General features: G+C 37.7%; 16 protein-coding genes and 1 riboswitch. All 16 genes read left to right on the top strand.

Going from position 1 to position 17464, the window contains the following annotated elements; genetic code table 11:
• Positions 1-2 precede the first annotated feature (2 nt).
• The 16 genes from GM661_RS12830 (at position 3) to GM661_RS12755 (ending at position 17455) form a co-directional block, all read left to right on the top strand.
• The gene (locus tag GM661_RS12830) at positions 3-515 is read left to right on the top strand and encodes a cob(I)yrinic acid a,c-diamide adenosyltransferase (protein WP_230867185.1); all 513 of its coding nucleotides are present in this window, start codon (positions 3-5) and stop codon (positions 513-515) included.
• 12 nt (positions 516-527) lie between these two features.
• Positions 528-1160 (top strand): precorrin-8X methylmutase, encoded by a 633-nt coding sequence (locus GM661_RS12825; protein ID WP_230867184.1) that lies wholly within the window; start codon positions 528-530, stop codon positions 1158-1160.
• A gap of 6 nt (positions 1161-1166) precedes the next feature.
• The gene (gene cbiD / locus GM661_RS12820; RefSeq protein WP_230867183.1) at positions 1167-2264 is read left to right on the top strand and encodes a cobalt-precorrin-5B (C(1))-methyltransferase CbiD; all 1098 of its coding nucleotides are present in this window, start codon (positions 1167-1169) and stop codon (positions 2262-2264) included.
• Positions 2245-3813: a cobyric acid synthase gene (locus tag GM661_RS12815; protein ID WP_230867182.1), complete on the top strand. Its 1569-nt coding sequence runs from the start codon at positions 2245-2247 to the stop codon at positions 3811-3813. Before cbiD ends, GM661_RS12815 begins: the two co-directional genes overlap by 20 nt.
• 125 nt (positions 3814-3938) lie before the next feature.
• Positions 3939-5456 (top strand): cobyric acid synthase, encoded by a 1518-nt coding sequence (locus GM661_RS12810; RefSeq protein ID WP_230867181.1) that lies wholly within the window; start codon positions 3939-3941, stop codon positions 5454-5456.
• 1 nt (position 5457) lies between these two features.
• Positions 5458-6417 (top strand): adenosylcobinamide-phosphate synthase CbiB, encoded by a 960-nt coding sequence (cbiB, locus tag GM661_RS12805; RefSeq protein WP_230869799.1) that lies wholly within the window; start codon positions 5458-5460, stop codon positions 6415-6417.
• 340 nt (positions 6418-6757) lie between these two features.
• Positions 6758-7639 (top strand): GHMP family kinase ATP-binding protein, encoded by an 882-nt coding sequence (locus GM661_RS12800; RefSeq protein WP_230867180.1) that lies wholly within the window; start codon positions 6758-6760, stop codon positions 7637-7639.
• Positions 7640-7645: 6 nt separating this feature from the next.
• Positions 7646-8749 (top strand): threonine-phosphate decarboxylase CobD, encoded by a 1104-nt coding sequence (cobD, locus tag GM661_RS12795; RefSeq protein ID WP_230867179.1) that lies wholly within the window; start codon positions 7646-7648, stop codon positions 8747-8749.
• 181 nt (positions 8750-8930) lie between these two features.
• Positions 8931-9533, top strand: a complete 603-nt coding sequence (locus GM661_RS12790) for a GNAT family N-acetyltransferase (RefSeq protein ID WP_125990978.1) — start codon at positions 8931-8933, stop codon at positions 9531-9533.
• A gap of 175 nt (positions 9534-9708) precedes the next feature.
• Positions 9709-9889, top strand: a riboswitch (cobalamin riboswitch).
• Between the two features lie 101 nt (positions 9890-9990).
• On the top strand, positions 9991-10506 hold the full coding sequence (locus GM661_RS12785) for an ECF transporter S component (RefSeq protein WP_230867178.1): 516 nt from the start codon (positions 9991-9993) through the stop codon (positions 10504-10506).
• A complete protein-coding gene (locus GM661_RS12780; protein ID WP_230867177.1) occupies positions 10493-11257 on the top strand; it encodes an AIR synthase related protein in 765 nt (254 codons plus the stop codon). Before GM661_RS12785 ends, GM661_RS12780 begins: the two co-directional genes overlap by 14 nt.
• 28 nt (positions 11258-11285) lie before the next feature.
• Complete coding sequence (gene cobU, locus GM661_RS12775; RefSeq protein ID WP_230867176.1) at positions 11286-11870, top strand: bifunctional adenosylcobinamide kinase/adenosylcobinamide-phosphate guanylyltransferase; 585 nt, start codon at positions 11286-11288, stop codon at positions 11868-11870.
• Positions 11867-12634 carry an adenosylcobinamide-GDP ribazoletransferase gene (gene cobS / locus GM661_RS12770; protein WP_125990975.1) on the top strand — a complete coding sequence of 256 codons (768 nt, stop codon included), beginning with the start codon at positions 11867-11869 and terminating at the stop codon, positions 12632-12634. Before cobU ends, cobS begins: the two co-directional genes overlap by 4 nt.
• A 15-nt stretch (positions 12635-12649) precedes the next feature.
• The gene (cobC, locus tag GM661_RS12765; protein ID WP_230867175.1) at positions 12650-13261 is read left to right on the top strand and encodes an alpha-ribazole phosphatase; all 612 of its coding nucleotides are present in this window, start codon (positions 12650-12652) and stop codon (positions 13259-13261) included.
• Positions 13262-13722: 461 nt separating this feature from the next.
• Positions 13723-15792, top strand: a complete 2070-nt coding sequence (locus GM661_RS12760) for a hydantoinase/oxoprolinase family protein (protein WP_230869798.1) — start codon at positions 13723-13725, stop codon at positions 15790-15792.
• Complete coding sequence (locus GM661_RS12755; RefSeq protein WP_230867174.1) at positions 15776-17455, top strand: hydantoinase B/oxoprolinase family protein; 1680 nt, start codon at positions 15776-15778, stop codon at positions 17453-17455. Before GM661_RS12760 ends, GM661_RS12755 begins: the two co-directional genes overlap by 17 nt.
• Positions 17456-17464: the final 9 nt, after the last annotated feature.

The raw sequence follows: 17464 nt of genomic DNA, 5'->3' as shown, positions 1-17464 counted from the left end.
AGATGAAGGGAAAGATTCATGTTTATACAGGTAATGGAAAAGGGAAGACAACAGCTGCTATTGGTTTAACTATCAGGGCAGTAGGGGCAGGATTTAAGGTTTTTTTTGGGCAGTTTGTTAAAGGTGAAGAGTACAGTGAGATTAAGGCTTTAAAGAAATTAGATAATGTAGTTGTTAAGCAATATGGACGAGATTGTTTTATCAGAAATGAGCCTGCTGAAGAAGATATTATGGTAGCCCGTCAGGGCCTGGCAGAGATGAGTGATATTTTACAATCCGGGGACTATCAACTGGTAGTAATGGATGAGGCCAATATAGCGGTTTATTATAAACTCTTTTCTCTTGAAGAACTGATAGAGGTGCTACAAAATCGGGCTGATGGTGTTGAAGTTGTAATAACAGGAAGGATGGCTGAAGAAGGTCTAATAAAAATAGCTGACCTGGTTACCAGCATGGAAGAAGTAAAGCATTACTATCAACAGGGTATTCAGGCCAGAATAGGTATTGAAAAATAAGGGGGATAGACCTTGATAGATATTAAAGACCCACAGGCAATAGAAGAAAAGAGTATGGCGATAATCAAGGAAGAACTGGGGGAACTGTTTTGTCCCCCAGAAGAAGAGGCGGTGATTAAACGGGTAGTTCATGCCACAGCTGACCTTGAGTTTGCCCGTTTGATTACTATAGCCCCCGGGGCTGTGAAAAAGGCTGTTAGCTCACTAAAAAAGGGGGCAAATGTGGTAACAGATGTTTCAATGGTCAAGGCCGGGGTTAATAAAAGAATACTTTCCTTTCTAGGTGCTGAGGTTAAGACCTATATAGGTGATCAAGATGTAGCTTTAGCGGCTAAAGAAAAGGGGATTACCAGGTCAATGATGGCGATGAGGAAGGCAGTCAGGGATAAAGATAACCGAATCTTTCTAATCGGTAATGCCCCGACAGCCCTTTTTGAATTAATTAATCTGCTTAGGGCTGGGCAGGCTGAGCTTGATTTAATAATTGGCACCCCTGTTGGGTTTGTGGGAGCCAGGGAGGCTAAAGAAGAACTGGCGAAAAGCAAATTCCCCTATATTACAGTCAAAGGCCGTAAGGGCGGTAGCCCGGTAGCTGCTGCTGCTTTAAATGCAATTTTATATTTAATCCAGGGGCAGTGGAGTTGATTTTAAATGGTCTTTGAGTCTTATGTAACAATCAATGGCAAGAGATATAGGAGGGGCTTTACGACAGGTAGTGCAGCAGCAGCTGCTGCTAAAGGTGCTGCTCTTATTCTATTTACCGGTCAAGAACCTGAGCAAGTACAAATCAAGACCCCAGCAGGAATAGAATTAAATATTCCTTTGAAGGCGGTGGAATATGGTGAGGGTTTTGTCAGGGTTTTTGTAGAAAAAGATGCTGGTGATGACCCTGATCTAACTGATGGAATGGAAATCGCTGCCCGGGTTGAAGAGATTAGTACAGGAATCGAATTAAGTGGTGGACAGGGGGTAGGTCGGGTAACTAAACCGGGCTTATCTGTTCCAGTGGGTAAAGCTGCCATTAATCCTGTCCCTGAGAAAATGATTAAAGAAGCAGTTAGCTCTGTTTTACCTGAGGGCAGTGGTGCCAAAGTAATGATAGAGGTGCCTGGGGGTGAAGAGGTGGCACAGAAGACCTTTAATCCCAGGCTGGGGATTGTCGGGGGCATCTCTATCCTGGGGACAAGCGGGATTGTTGAGCCCATGTCCAAAAAGGCCTATCAGGAATCTCTGGCCCTTGAATTAAAACAGCTTGTGGTTGAAGGTGGGGACCAGGTGGTATTGGTCTTTGGCAATTATGGCCGGGAAATGGCTGTCAAATTGGGGTATCAGCCTAAAGAGGTAGTGAGAATGAGTAATTTTGCTGGCTACATGCTCAGGGAGTGTCAGCGTTTAAAGATAAAGAGGGTTATTATTTTGGGTCATTTAGGAAAGATAGTTAAACTTGCCGGGGGTATTTTTAATACTCATAGTAAGGTAGCTGATGCCCGTCTGGAGATTATAGCTGCTTATACTGCAGCATTAGGTGGAGATAGAGAGACGATCTGTTGTATTCTCAGTAGTAATACATCAGCTGAGGCTGTAGGGATTATTATAGAGGCCGGGTTGGTAGCTGTCTTTGATCTGTTGGCTGAACGGGTAGTTATCAGAATAAAAGAGTATTTAAGGGAAGAGGGAATGGGGCTTAAAAGCATTATATTTACTCTGGAGGAAGGGGTACTGGGTACTTATGATCAAAGAGGAAAATAATAAGCTGCTTATAGATAATAAGACTATTATGATTCAGGGAACAGCCTCAGATGTCGGGAAAAGTATGGTTGCCACTGCTCTCTGCCGGATATTTGCTCGCAATAATTTTAAGGTAGCCCCTTTTAAGTCCTGGAATATGTCACTGAACTCGGCTGTTACAGCTGGAGGCGGAGAAATTGGTATTGCCCAGGTAATACAAGCTGAGGCAGCAGGAGTAGAACCTGTAGTGGATATGCAGCCTATTCTTGTTAAACCGAAAGGAAATGGATTAAGTCAGGTAATAGTGAGAGGCAAACCTATTGGTGAGATGGGACAGCAAAAAGATAGTAAATACATGAGAATGGCTCTAAAAAACATAGAGTTGGCCTTAAATAAACTCAGGGAAAATAATGATATTGTAGTAATGGAGGGTGCCGGGAGCCCTGTTGAGATTAATGTTAAAGACTGGGACCTGGCTAATATGAAGGTAGCAGCTTTATTTAAGAGCCCTGTGATCCTGGTAACAGATGTAGCTAGGGGAGGTGCCCTGGCCGCTCTGGTTGGCACCCTACGTTTAATGGAAAAAGAAGAACGGGAACTAGTTAAGGGGTTGATAATTAACCGCTTCCGCGGTGATTTTGACCTGCTTAAACCCGGGCTAGATTTCCTGGAAGAATATACCGGTAAACCAGTCCTGGGGGTAATCCCGTATTTGAAAGATATTAGGCTGCCAGAGGAGGATTCAGCTTCCTTGCAATTACAAGGAGGTAAATCTACTGAACAGAGAGACCTAAAAATTGGGATAATTCAACTGCCACATATGTCCAATTTTACTGATTTTTCTCCACTATCATTAGCTAAGGATGTTTCTTTAACATATGTAAGTACTCCTCTTCAAGTTAGGGGGCTTGACTTAATTATAATCCCTGGAACCAAGAGTACTACCTCTGATCTGGAATATATAAAAAACAAGGGTCTGGCTCAAGAGATTCAGTTTTCGGCCAGAAAGGGTGTCCCGGTAATAGGAATTTGTGGTGGCTATCAAATGATGGGCCAGTTTTTATATGACCCCTACCATACTGAGGGTGAAAGGGAAGAAATAAGGGGTTTAGGTTTACTGCCTATTAAAACAAATTTTTTAGCAGAAAAAACAACCCATCAGGTTAAAGCTATAAGCAGGGGAGGGCCTTTATTATTGCAGGGACTTGAAGGTGAGGAGATGACAGCTTATGAAATTCATATGGGAGAGAGTTCTTATACTGAGCAAGGGAATAAAAGTTTCATCTTTAATATTTTTTCTCGTTCAGATAAATGTGTTAAAATAGAAGATGGAAGTCTGTCTGAGAATAGACTGCACTTTGGGACTTATCTCCATGGTTTATTTAATAATGATATATTACGCAATACTTTACTTAATAATTTGAGGTTGAGAAAGGGATTGGCTCCTATCAAGCGTAGTCTTTCTTATCAAAAGGGTCTGATTGCTGATTATGATCAACTGGCTGATATTGTAGAGGATAGTCTTGATATGGATCTTATTTATAGTATGTGTTCGAAAAAATATATATAGGGGATTATCTATCCCTGAACGAAGTTAAGGTGTTACCGTTGAGTGAAGGGATAGATAATCCCCGGCGGTATATACTGATACTTTTCGAACAGAATCTTATAATTTGTTAGATGAGGGTGTAAGATATGACTGCTAAATCTATTATGATACAGGGAACAGGTTCTGATGTGGGCAAAAGTGTCATTACAGCAGGTCTCTGTCGTTTGCTGGTTCGTGATGGTTACCAGGTGGCACCTTTCAAATCACAGAATATGGCTTTAAATTCTTTTATTACCAGGGATGGTGGTGAAATTGGCAGGGCCCAGGCTGTACAGGCTGAGGCAGCCAGGGTAGTAGCAACTGTTGATATGAATCCAGTCTTATTAAAGCCCAATCAGGATGATAATTCCCAGCTCATTATTCATGGCCAGGCAGTAAAGAATATAAAGGCTAAAGAGTATTTTTCAGACCAGGGAAAATCCTTAGAGGCGATTGAGGAGTCCCTGCAAAGGCTGGTCGAAGAGTGGGAAATTATTGTTATGGAAGGGGCAGGGAGTCCTGCTGAAATTAATCTGCGGGAATATGACCTGGTTAATATGAAAATAGCTGAAATGATAGATGCCCCGGTAATCCTGGTAGCTGATATTGATAAAGGAGGGGTTTTTGCCTCGATTGTAGGTACCCTGGAATTACTTACTCAGGAGGAGAGGGAGCGGGTAAAGGGAATTATAATTAATAAATTTCGCGGGGACCAGGCCCGTTTTGAAGGAGGGATAGACTTTATTGAAAAATATACCGGCAAACCAGTCCTGGGTGTTATCCCTTATTTGAAAGATATTAAGATACCCGAAGAAGACAGTCTTGCCCAGGATATCCAGGGTGATACTGATTACCAGCTTGATATTGTAATTCTATATCTACCCCACATTTCTAATTTTACTGATTTTGACCTGCTGGCTGCTGAACCTGAAACCAGGGTAAGGTATTTACGGGAGCTATCTGAGATAGGTGAACCAGACTTAATTATTATTCCCGGCAGCAAGAATACTATAGAGGATCTACAATATCTCTACAGTCAGGGTTATATTGAGGTCATCAGGCAAAAGTACAGACAGGGGATACCGGTGCTTGGTATTTGTGGTGGTTATCAGATGCTGGGGAGAAGGGTTATTGACCCTGCACATGTTGAATCCAGTGAAGAAGTTGTTGCTGGACTGGGTCTTCTGGAAATGGAAACAGTTTATGCTGGGGAAAAGATAAGCAGACAGGTTAAAGCCAGTATAAATACTGATATTTCTTTTTTTAAAGATTTACAGGGTGAGGTGCTAACAGGCTATGAGATCCACCACGGGAGGGGTCGTATTGATAGTGATCAAAATCAGTTGCTGAAGATTATGCCCTGGGGAGATAAGGGAGAGAGTTTCGATGATGGTTTGATAAGTGATGATGGTCTGGTCTGGGGTACTTATCTCCATGGGATATTTGATAATGACCGATTCCGAAGGTTTTTCATCAATTATCTAAGGGCAAAAAAGGGTTTACGCCCTTTAAGCAGCCAGTATATATCTTCCCGGCGTCTGCGGGAAGATGCCTATGATAGATTTGCTGACCTGTTGGAAAAAAATATAGTAAGAGCAAAACTGGACAGGGTAATTTTTGGGTGAGGTGATAATCATAGATTATTTCTTGTTTTTAATAATGGCTATTATAATTGATTTAATTATAGGAGACCCTTTATGGATAACTCACCCTGTTGTGTATATAGGCAGATTAATATCCTTACTGGAAAGAATTTTTAGGATTCTGGCCAAAAGTCCTGGAGCACAAAGGATTGCCGGTATCTCAGAGGTGTTAATAGTAATTGTTTTTACATATTTGGGGACTTATTTTATAATTGAATTTTTTTATGGCCTTCATTATATTGTCGGCATTATTCTTAGTATCTACTTATTACAGTCAACAATTGCTATTAAGGGACTAGTACAGGCTGGCAATCAGATTTATGGGCTCCTTGAACAGGATAAGCTTAGTTTGGCGAGAGAGGCCGTCAATAAGATTGTTGGACGGGATTGTGACAGTTTAAAGGAAGAAGGGGTAGTCAGGGCGGCTATTGAGACCCTGGCTGAAAACACTTCAGATGGTATCCTGGCCCCTATCTTTTTTTACTTACTGGGGGGTGTCCCACTGGCTATGACTTATAAAGCGGTTAATACACTTGATTCTATGCTGGGTTATAAAAATGATAGGTACAGGTATTATGGGTGGGCAGCTGCTAGACTGGATGATTTAGTCAACCTGATTCCGGCCAGGATTACTGGGATTTGTCTTTGTCTGGCTGCAGGTCTTACAGGTCAAAACTTAATGCGTTCTTGTCAGATTATGTTTAGGGATGCGGCTAAACACCCCAGTCTTAATGCAGGTTATCCTGAAGGGGCAGTTGCTGGAGCACTGGGGATAAGGCTTGGCGGAATAAATTATTACCACGGTCAGGCCAGTTTCAGGGCCTATTTAGGTGATAAACTGAGGGAGTTTAAGCGGCAGGATATAAAAATTGTTAATAGGATGATCTATGTAAGTATAATAATTTTTTTGTTGATAGTAATGGTTGTTATTGTTTTTGTTTAATAAAATTACGTGATTTGCACAATAGGTTGTTGTGGATAACTTTAAAGACCGACAGATATATTTGTTTCCCTTGTCGTGCACCACGGGCACTCCGTATTTAAACAGAGCGTACAAGAACAGTTTAAGGTTGCAGTATCAGGCCATCGAGGCCAAGTTCCATGCCTCCAGACAATTTCTAGAGTCGTCCAGTAAATATATTGGTCTGGTTTATTATAATGGGTAGTTAACTTTGAGTGAAAAGTGGTTCTAAGAAAAAATTAATAATTAGTGATTTAGTCTGGATGGCCGATAGGCCACTTTATTCAGAATAATAATTACAGGAAAGGCTGGGGGATTGGTGATGAGTAGACAGGCTACAATCAGGGTGCCGGGTAGTTGTGGTGAACTGGTACAGGGGAGTATTGCCGGTCAGGATTTTCTGGTTTCCTGTCCTATCAATCTCTATAGCCAGGTAACAGTAGAATTAAGTCCTTTATATCAAGGAATTAAAGTAAATAAATATGTCCCCAGGCTTGTTGAGGCTGTGCAAAAGACACTGATTTATTTGAAACAGGATGGTCTTGGGGCCAGGGTGAAGATAGAGTCCGACTTACTGGTAGGTAAGGGAATGGCCAGTAGTACAGCAGATATTACGGCTGCAGCGGCCGGAGTTATGCTGGCCCTGGATTATCCAATTGATAATCAGCTGATTAAAGAAATTGCCCTGGGGATTGAACCGACTGACAGCATTTTTCTGCCGGGGCTGCAGCTTTTTGATCACCGGGAAGGAAAACTAGCCAGATACCTGGGGGAAGCACCATTGCTAGATATTTTAATATTTACAGAAATGGGGAAAGTGGATTCTACTATTTTTAATCAGAGAGAAGACCTTGGTTTTTTAAATTATTCAAAAGAAGGATTGGTAAGACAGGCTTTGAATCTAATTGAAAAAGGGATTAAAAAAAATAAACCTGAACTTATTGGAGAGGGAGCAAGCCTAAGCAGTAAGGCCCATCAGGATATATTATACAAAAAAGGTCTGGAGCAACTTTTAGGGATTATAAGAGGAGAGAATGGGGTTTATGGTGTAAATATTGCTCATAGTGGTACTTTAATGGGGGTTTTAGTTAACAAACAATACCCTGAAGAAAAATTAATCTCTATAATATCCCGGGAGATACCGTACCTAAAGTACATCAGGAGGGCAGCAATAATTTCGGGGGGAATAGAAGGGAGTAAATAAAATAGTATGGAACACTATCATGGAGGAAATATAGCAGCAGCAGTTAAAAAATATGGTTTAAATAAAGACTCTATTATTGATTTTAGTGCTAATATAAATTTTCTGGGGATACCAGAGATAGTTGTTGAGGGTATCAGGGATAACCTTCATCGGTTGGTACACTATCCAGAACCAGCTGCAGTTAGTTTTAAGGAGATTGTTGCAGCTAAGATAGGGGTAGATTATAATAATGTGATTGCCGGTAATGGGGCTGTTGATCTTATCTATCAGTTTGTTAAAGTAATAAAACCAGCTACTGCTCTGGTAGTAGAACCAACTTTTTCTGAATATGAATTGGCTGTCAAGAGTATTGGTGCTAAAGTAAAACACTTTAACCTGTCCAGGGATAATTCTTTTATACCGGAAGCTTCCAGGATTAAAGAAGAGATAAATGGAGTTGAACTTTTGTTTCTCTGTAATCCTAATAACCCTACAGGTCAACTATTGGCAAGGCATAAAATAATTGATTTACTGGATTATGCTGTTAAACAGGGCGTTTTCCTTTTCATTGATGAAGCCTTTATCAATTTTATTGACCAACCTGCTGATTATACAGTTGTGAAACTGGTTAAGGACTATGAGAGGCTCTTTGTGCTGCGTTCATTAACTAAATTGTATGCTATACCTGGTTTGAGATTGGGTTATGGGATAGGAAATGAGAAGATAATCAAAGAGATGGAAATGGCCCGTGACCCTTGGTCAGTTAATTATTTGGCCCAGTTAGCTGGGGAACTTATTTTTGAGGATGAGGACTATTATAATTTAAGCAGGAAGAAGATGGCTATAGAAAGGGATTACCTCTATCAGGGTTTATGTAAGATAAGAGACTTTATAGTCTATCAACCGACTGCAAATTTTATATTTATTGATCTTTCAAAGGGGAAATATAATGCAGATGAATTAACCGATTTGCTGGCTGAGGAGGGTATTCTTATTAGGAATTGTAAGAGTTATCGAGGGTTAGGAAAGGATTTTATCAGAGTAGCAGTTAAGAGTCGACAGGATAATAAAATTCTTTTGAAGAAACTGAAGAAACTATATTCTGGGAAGTATGGAATCTGGGTTTCTTAATTTTGTTTAGTGTTATTTTTACTTTTTTCTAGACATATAATTTATTATTAGTAGGAAAAAAGAGATTTATAGGGAATGTTATAGAATAGACTGAGAAAAATTTATGCATAATGACAGCCTTGAAGCAACATTGAGAATAATAGGTTTTTTCTGAAAAAAAATAGTAACGGGGTGCATAGTAATGAATCTTGATAAACTGTATAAATTAAGTAAGAAAGACCTTGATAAGAGTGCCCAAGTGTTAGCAAAGGCTTTTTATGACTACCCTATGTTTAAATGTATTTTAGGGGAAAAACATAATATGGAAAATATAGAGATTTTTCTTAGGTTTCTTATTAAATACGCAGTACTCTATGGAAAGGCATATGGTTCTTCCTCCGAAATTGAAGGGATACTATTATTTTCTAGTTTTAAAGATTATCATTTTAATCTTTTTCGTTCTTTAAGGTCTGGGGCTTTGTCACTTGTTAAATTAGGGTCAGATGCCGGGAAAAAGCTTAATGAATTTAATAATTTTTCTTTGAAAATACACCAGGAAAAGGTTATAGGTCCTCATCAATACGTAATATTACTTGGGGTTGACCCTGAGAAACAGGGACAGGGTTTTGGAAGTAAACTGATGTATCCAATGTTAAAAACAGCTGAAAAAAAGGGTCAGCCCTGTTACCTGGAAACACATAGTTTTAAAAATGTAAAGATTTATGAGGGATTTGGTTTTGAGCTTATTTCTGAAGATTTGGTGCCTGGTATTAATATCCCACACTGGTCGATGTTGAAAAAATAGAATATCATGAAAAAAGCTAATTGACAGGTCAGGTTATAATTGTTATTATATAGACAATTGAATAGATAAAATCAACCTGTAAATATTCTGAATAGATTTGTTTAATCTATTTGTTCAGAAATCAATTATTATTTTTCGTATATGATAAGGGTGTAGCTTCTTCTCGAGATGAGAAGGGGTTTTTAACGTATTAGGTGCTGTTTGGTTACAGCGTAACAAGGAAGTTCGGTGAAAATCCGGCACAGCCCCCGCTACTGTGAGGCAGATGAAACCTAATTATGGCCACTGGAAAACTGGAAAGGCCAGGGAGTAAAATGAAGCCGAGTCAGGAGACTTACCTAATACTAGAATCTTCGGAGGGAAGTGGTCTTATGAGAATAGTTTTTGACTCTTCATAAATTACCTCTTTGCTGGTAGATGCTATTAAAGATTATAATAAAATCAAGGAGGAGTACATATGAGTCAAAATAATATAAAAAGGATTGTTTTACTGGCATTGATGATAGCCTTAAGTGCAGTAGGGGCTTATATAATTATCCCTAGCCCAATTGGTACTGTTGCTTTTGATTCAGCACCAGGCTATCTGGCATCAATGATATTTGGTGGGGGTAGTGGTAGTATAGTTTTATTTCTGGGGCATCTGCTTTCTGCGATGAAGAGTGGATTCCCTCTGGGAATGCTCCACTTGGGGATTGCTGTTTTAATGGGTGTTTGCGGTTTGGTTTTTGCATATCTATATAATAAGGCTAATTCTTTACTGGCTGCTGTGGTAGCAATTATTTTAAATGGTATAGTACTTGATGCAGTATTGATACCTTTTTTGGGGTATCATTTTTTCTTATCAATGTTCATTCCGTTATTACTGGGTTCGGCTGTTAATGTAGTTCTGGCAGTAGTGATTCATAAAATATTGGGAGAAAGGATTAATTTAAAGAAACTAAGAAATCAAGGCAGCTATCATGAAAAAAATTAAGGCATTTCAAAAAATGGAACGGGATATAAATCTAATAGAACTGGATAAAGATAATTTTTTAGTGATTGCCTGTGATTCTGCTGGTGGTATTGGGCCTAAAAAACATGATCGGATAAAGGTTCCTGCTGAACTTATCGGTGCCTTTACAGCCCGGGTTGCTTTAATGGAGGTTATAAGTGTTGCTGCAGAGCCACTTAGTATTGTAGATGCCCTGGCAGTAGAATATAATCCTACTGGTGAAGAAATATTAAATGGTATCAAAGGAGAGCTTAAGAGGATAGGCCTGGACAGCCAGATAGCAGTTAATGGGAGTACAGAAGAGAATATTGAAACCTCTCAAACTGGTATTGGTGTTACTGTACTGGGAAGGGTTAATAGGGATAAAATAAAAATAGCTGCTGGACAGCCTGGTGATATATTAATAGCTGTTGGTTTACCAATGGTTGGGGAAGAGGTGCTGGCTAATCAGGAAAAAGTTGCAGATCTCCCAGTTTTGCAGCAACTACTTGGGTTTAGAGGTGTTCATGAAATAATCCCTGTTGGTTCAAAGGGATTGGCCTATGAGGCAGGTATCCTGGCCAGGTCAGTAGGGTTGAGACTCAAGTTGAGAGATGATAGTGAGCTAGATTTACAGAAATCTGCCGGCCCGGCTACTTCTTTACTGACTGCCGTAGAAAAGGATTTATTTGCCCCCTTAAAGGCAGCAATAGCTAAGCCTCTGACAATTATTGGGGAGCTAGCAGAGTTTTAAGCAGTACATAGGAAAAGGAGGGGTAGGAGTGATTACTTTAGTACTGGGTGGGGCAAGGAGTGGGAAGAGTACTTTTGCTGAAAAAATAGCCTACCAAAAGGGTCGTGACATGGTAAGTTATCTGGCGACAGCAGAGGCGGTTGACCAGGAAATGTCTAAAAGGATCAAGAAACATCAGGAAGCAAGGCCTAAAACCTGGCAGACAATTGAAGAAGCCTATAAACTCCAGGATGTTTTTTTATCATTTCCAGCTGGTCAAGTTGTTCTCCTTGACTGTTTAACAATATATATTTCTAATATTTTATTAAAGGGAAATGATAATCCCTCCTGTCATGAAGAAGCTATTATTGTGGAAGAGTTGGAGGGGGTTATTAATATTACCCGGGAAAAGAATATTGACCTGATAATTGTTAGTAACGAACTTGGTTCTGGTGTAGTACCAGTTTCAAAGTTAGGTAGGGAATTTCGTGATATAGCAGGGAGGATTAATCAATTAATAGCCAGCGAGGCCGATGAAGTATATCTCTGTATAGCAGGTTTACCAGTTGAAATAAAGGAAATTGGCATGAGAAATTTAAATAAATTTAAAATACAGGGAGATGAACTTATATGACAGCCTTTTTTTTTGCTTTGAGTTTTCTTACCAGGCTGCCCATAATAATAAAGATTGAATACAATGATAGACTACCGTCCAGGGCAATGAATTTTTACCCTATGGTGGGAGCTATTATTGGTTTGATATTAATTTTACTGGATTACCTTTTTTCCCTAAGTCTACCTTTCAGCATACGAAACATTTTACTTTTAGTTTTTTTAATCTATTTAACTGGTGGACTGCATCTGGATGGTTTTATTGATACAATTGATGGTATTTTTAGCTGTCGGGAGAAAGAAAAAATACTAAATATTATGCATGATAGTCTAATTGGTTCTTTTGGGGCAGTAGCAATAATCCTACTTTTAATACTTAAATATAACTTATTTATGGAATTAACTGATGATTTCAGGACACCCATATTTCTTTTAATGCCTGCGATCAGCCGGTTTATGGCTGTGGTGGCTGCCTATAATTATCCCCTGGCTGTTTCCAGTAAATTTGCTAAGGAAATTAAGTCTTATTTAACATATAAAGAGGCCATTACTGCAGGGATATATTTATTAATTTATTTTATAGTTATTTTATATGTTTTTTCTTTCCCTATTTATATAACAATAATAATCTTTGTTTTTACTTATCTAGTAATAAGTATTTTTCTTAATTATGTTGTAAAGTTAATTGATGGGTTAACTGGTGATGTCTATGGGGCAGTTATAGAGATTAGTGAGATATTGGTTTTACTTTCTTTTCTAGCTGCAAATCGCTTAATAGTCATCTAAAACGAGGGGGGCTTTATGGGAAAGAAATTATTTCTAATCAGACATGGTCAGACTGACTGGAATTTTGCCCATAAATATCAGGGGCAGTGTGATATTCCCTTAAATAAAACAGGAATTTCCCAGGCTTTAAGTGTTGCAAGTCAATTAGCAGATGAGAATATTGATGGGATTTTTTCCAGTGATTTACAAAGAGCAGCTGTTACTGCGGAAAAAATTGCTCAATATCATCAGGATATAGAACTGAAGACCATGCCTGCCCTGCGGGAGATAGATTTTGGTCAATGGGAGGGTTTGAAATACCAGGAGATTGAAAGGGAATATCCAGTTCATTTAAAAAAATGGTCTGAAAATCCTGGGGAAATTATCCCACCTGGGGGAGAAAGCCTGCTGGAACTCCAGACCAGGGTAATATCCCAGGTGGAGGAGATTTGTCAGGAGAATCAGGGAAATAATCTTGTGCTGGTAACCCATGGGGGTGTTATCCGCGCCTTATTGACATATATTTTGAATATGTCAGTAGATTATTACTGGAAGATCGAGGTAGTTCACTGTGCAATTACTATTGTAAAGTACTATGATGGTGAATTTATTTTATCTTCTTTAAATTGTTGTAGTGGTAAATTATGAGTTTTCTAGAGGAAATTTATTATTAAATATAATTTAGAAAAATAATTAATAGATAAGTAAACTCCTTATTTTTAGGTCATGATATTTCATTTCTAACCTAAAAATAAGGAGTTTTTATTATATTAGGGTTTTTCATAATTAATTATTACACTAAGTCAGCACTTTAGTTCTTATACATTAAGCTTGATATCTAAAAATTAGCATTAGATAATAACCATTCATTTATATTAATTTTTAAAAAATTATAATTTTTTTTTAAAAAAAAAGAGGATTTTTATGATTAGCACCGAATAAATATTATAGAACAATATATAACATTATATAACGTATTAAATAATTTTAATTTTTTAAATGATAAAAAAGGGGGTGAAAATGGAATAATATAAATTATATTAATACTAAAAAATTTTAATATTTTTGTTTTATGTTAATTAATTAAGGAGGTAATGAAGTTGAAGTATATGATAGGGGTTGATGTTGGAGGAACTTTTACAGACATTTCCTTATTAAATGTTGAAAAAAAAGAGCTTAATATCTTAAAAGTTCGTTCAACAGTAGATGATCCTTCTTTAGCTATAGTAGAAGGAATAGATGAAGTATTAAAAACAAATAATGTTGATTATAGTCAAGTAACCTATCTCGCCCATGGTACAACTGTAGCAACCAATACGTTAATAGAAAGAACTGGAGCAAAAACAGCTTTAATAACTACAAAAGGATTTAAGGATCTTTTAGAAATTGGAGATCAAACAAGGCCAGGTTTATATAATTATTTTATACAGAAACCTGAAATGCTTATACCAAGTGGTTGGAATCACGAAGTTAGTGAAAGACTTCTTTATAATGGGGACATATATAGTCCTTTAGAAGAAAAAGAGGTAGGAAATATAGTAAAAGTACTAAAAGAGAAAGGGGCTGAATCTGTTGCAGTTTGTACTCTTTTCTCTTATCTCAATCCTATTCATGAGAAAAAAATTGTAGAAATAATAAAGGAATTATATCCAGATATATATGTTTCAGCATCACACAATTTAGTCCCTGAGTTTCGGGAATACCCACGAATGAGCACAACAGTACTTAATGCATATTTAGGGCCAATTATGAAATCTTATGTTAATAATTTTAATAATTCTATAAAAGATATGGGAATTAAAGTAGAACCATATGTCACACAATCGAATGGGAGTATTATTTCGATTTCGGAAACCATTGATAGTCCTATACGTACCGCTGTATCAGGTCCTAGTGCTGGAGTTATAGCTGCAAACCATGTTGCTCAGTTGTGTGGTGTAAAAAATATTATTACATTTGATATGGGTGGAACTAGTGCAGATGTTAGTCTAATAGAAAATGGTGAGTTTGTTTTATCGACAGATAGAAAGATAAATGGATTTCCTGTAAAAACACCAATGATTGATATTGATACAATTGGTGCTGGTGGAGGAAGTATTGCCTGGTTAGATGGAGGTGGAGCACTTAAAGTTGGTCCCCAAAGTGCAGGTGCAAAACCAGGGCCAGCTGCTTATAATAAAGGTGGAGAAAAGCCTACTGTCACAGATGCAAATGTAGTATTAGGCCGACTTAATCCTGAGTATATACTTGGGGGTAGAATGGAGATCAGGGCTGATTTGGCAGAAAAATCTATTAAAGATCATTTGTCATCTTTAACTAAGATGAATCCAGTTGAGGCAGCAGCTGGTATTATTGCTGTTGTGAATTCTAATATGGTACGTGCAATTAGGGTTATTTCAGTTGAGCGTGGTTATGACCCCCGTGAATTTGCTCTTGTTTCTTTTGGAGGTGCTGGTTCTCTGCATGCCTGCGCAGTAGCTAAAGAATTGGGAATTAAAGAAATAATAATACCTTCTTCACCAGGAATTTTCTGTTCTATTGGTTTACTGGTAGCTGATATAAAATATGATTATGTAAAATCCAAAATCATGTTGGCAGAAAAAAATAATATTAAAGAAATAAATGAGATATTTAGTAAGATGATTTCTCAAGGAAAGAAAATGTTAGATAAAGAAGGGATTTTTGAAGAAAACCGGGAGTATATTCTTACTATTGATGCAAGATATAAGAGGCAAAATTATGAACTTCAACTTGCTATTCCAGAGGAAAAATTAGACGAAGAAATCCTCAATGATATTAAGGGTCAATTTCATAAAGAGCATATGAAAAATTATGGATATTTTGATGAGAATCAGCCGATAGAATTGATAAATTATAGGGTCAATGCCATTGGAAAAACTCCCAAACCAGATATGCCCAAATATCCTATAAAAGATTCTCTTAATCCACCAATTCCTAATGCTAATAGGCAGGTTTATTTTGATGAAAATAAAGGGTTTGTAGAGTGCCCGATTTATACAAGAGATGATCTTGATGCTGGTCATGAAATATTTGGGCCTGCGGTAGTTGAACAAATGGATACCACAATTCTAATCAACCCAGGCTGGAATGCTAATGTTGATGAGTATTTAAATATTAATTTAAACTATGGGGGTGTAGAAAATGAGCAAAAAAAATAATGCAGACCCAGTAACAATAGAGATTATTGGTAATTTACTTCTTTCAGTAGCAGAAGAAATGGGAGCGGCTCTTATCAGGAGTGCCTACTCAAGTAACATTAAAGAGAGGAAGGACTGCTCTACAGCGATTTTTGATGCAGGGGGAAATATGGTTGCTCAAGCTGAACATATACCTATGCATTTAGGTTCAATGCTTACAATAATCGAAGAAATATATAAAAAATACCCCAGGAATGAACTGGAAGCTGGAGATATGTTTATAGCAAATGACCCTTATACTGGTGGAGGAACTCATCTGCCAGATATTACTGTAGCTGCTCCAGTATTTTCAAAAAATAAGTTAATTGCTTGGGTTGCTAATATTGCTCATCATTCAGATGTAGGCGGGAAAGTGCCTGGCAGTACTTCAGGAGACGCAGTAAGTATCTTTCAGGAGGGTATTAGGATATTACCAGTTAGGTTTTGTAAAAAAGGTGAGATAATTAAAGAAATACGAGATATGATTCTAATTAATTGTCGTACACCAGAAGAAAGAACAGGTGATTTGCAGGCACAGGTTGCTGCAAATAAAGTAGGTGTTAGTAGAATTTTAGATGTATATAAAAAATATGGAGAAGATTTTAAGATATATACAAAGGAATTATTAGATTATACTGAAAAACGATTAAAAACGGCTATTAATAAAGTGCCAGATGGGATATATAGTTTTAAAGACTACATGGATAATGATGGTATAAATTACGAACCGATTCCTATAGAGGTGGAGATTACTGTAAAACAAGATCATATTACTTTTGATTTCTCTAAATCCAGCCAACAGGTAGATGGTCCTATAAATGTAACGATGAATGGTCTTTTAGCAACAGTGTTTTACTCATTAAAAGCCCTCATAGATTCTGATATACCATCTAATTCGGGTATTTATAGAGTGTTTGATGTTATTGTTCCAGATGGATTAATAATAAATTCAGTATCTCCAGCACCTGTGGGGGAACGGATAGATACCTGTATGAGGGTGGTAGATGTTATTTTGGGTGCTATGGCAGATGCTATTCCTCAAAGGGTTATAGCTGCATGTAATAGTGCTTGTACAACTGCAACTTTTTCCGGTATAGACCCTAGGACAAATGAATTTTTTGTTTACCTAGAGACCATAGGAGGTGGACTAGGGGCAAGTAGTAGTTTAGATGGTATGAATGGGGTTCAGGTTCATCTGACAAATACTTCTAATTTGCCCATAGAGGCATTAGAAATAGAATATCCTTTAATGGTTGAAAGGTATTCTCTAAGAAAAGATTCTGGTGGTGCAGGTAAATATCGAGGAGGTTTAGGTATTAGAAGAGACATAAAAACATTGGCAGATAATATAACTTTTTCTGCCCTAGCAGATAGACAGGAAATTGCCCCCTGGGGATTAAAGGGAGGCCATTCTGGTAAAAGTGGTGCATATTATCATATTTATGCAGATAAGAAAGTGAAATTAGGTTCTAAAACTTCGGATGAAAAACTTAACAAAGGTGATGTTATTAGTGTTCAAACCCCTGGCTCTGGAGGATATGGGGATCCTAAAGATAGAAAGAAAGAAAAAGTAATCAAGGATTATATTGAAGATAAAATCTCACCAGAAAACGCAAAAAAGTATTATAATTTGGAATTAAACTAAAACATATAG

The sequence above is a fragment of the Iocasia fonsfrigidae genome (assembly GCF_017751145.1).
Taxonomy (GTDB): Bacteria; Bacillota; Halanaerobiia; order Halanaerobiales; family DTU029; genus Iocasia; species Iocasia fonsfrigidae.
Note: the sequence above shows the minus strand (reverse complement) of the source record. Positions and strands in the feature narration are given on the sequence as shown.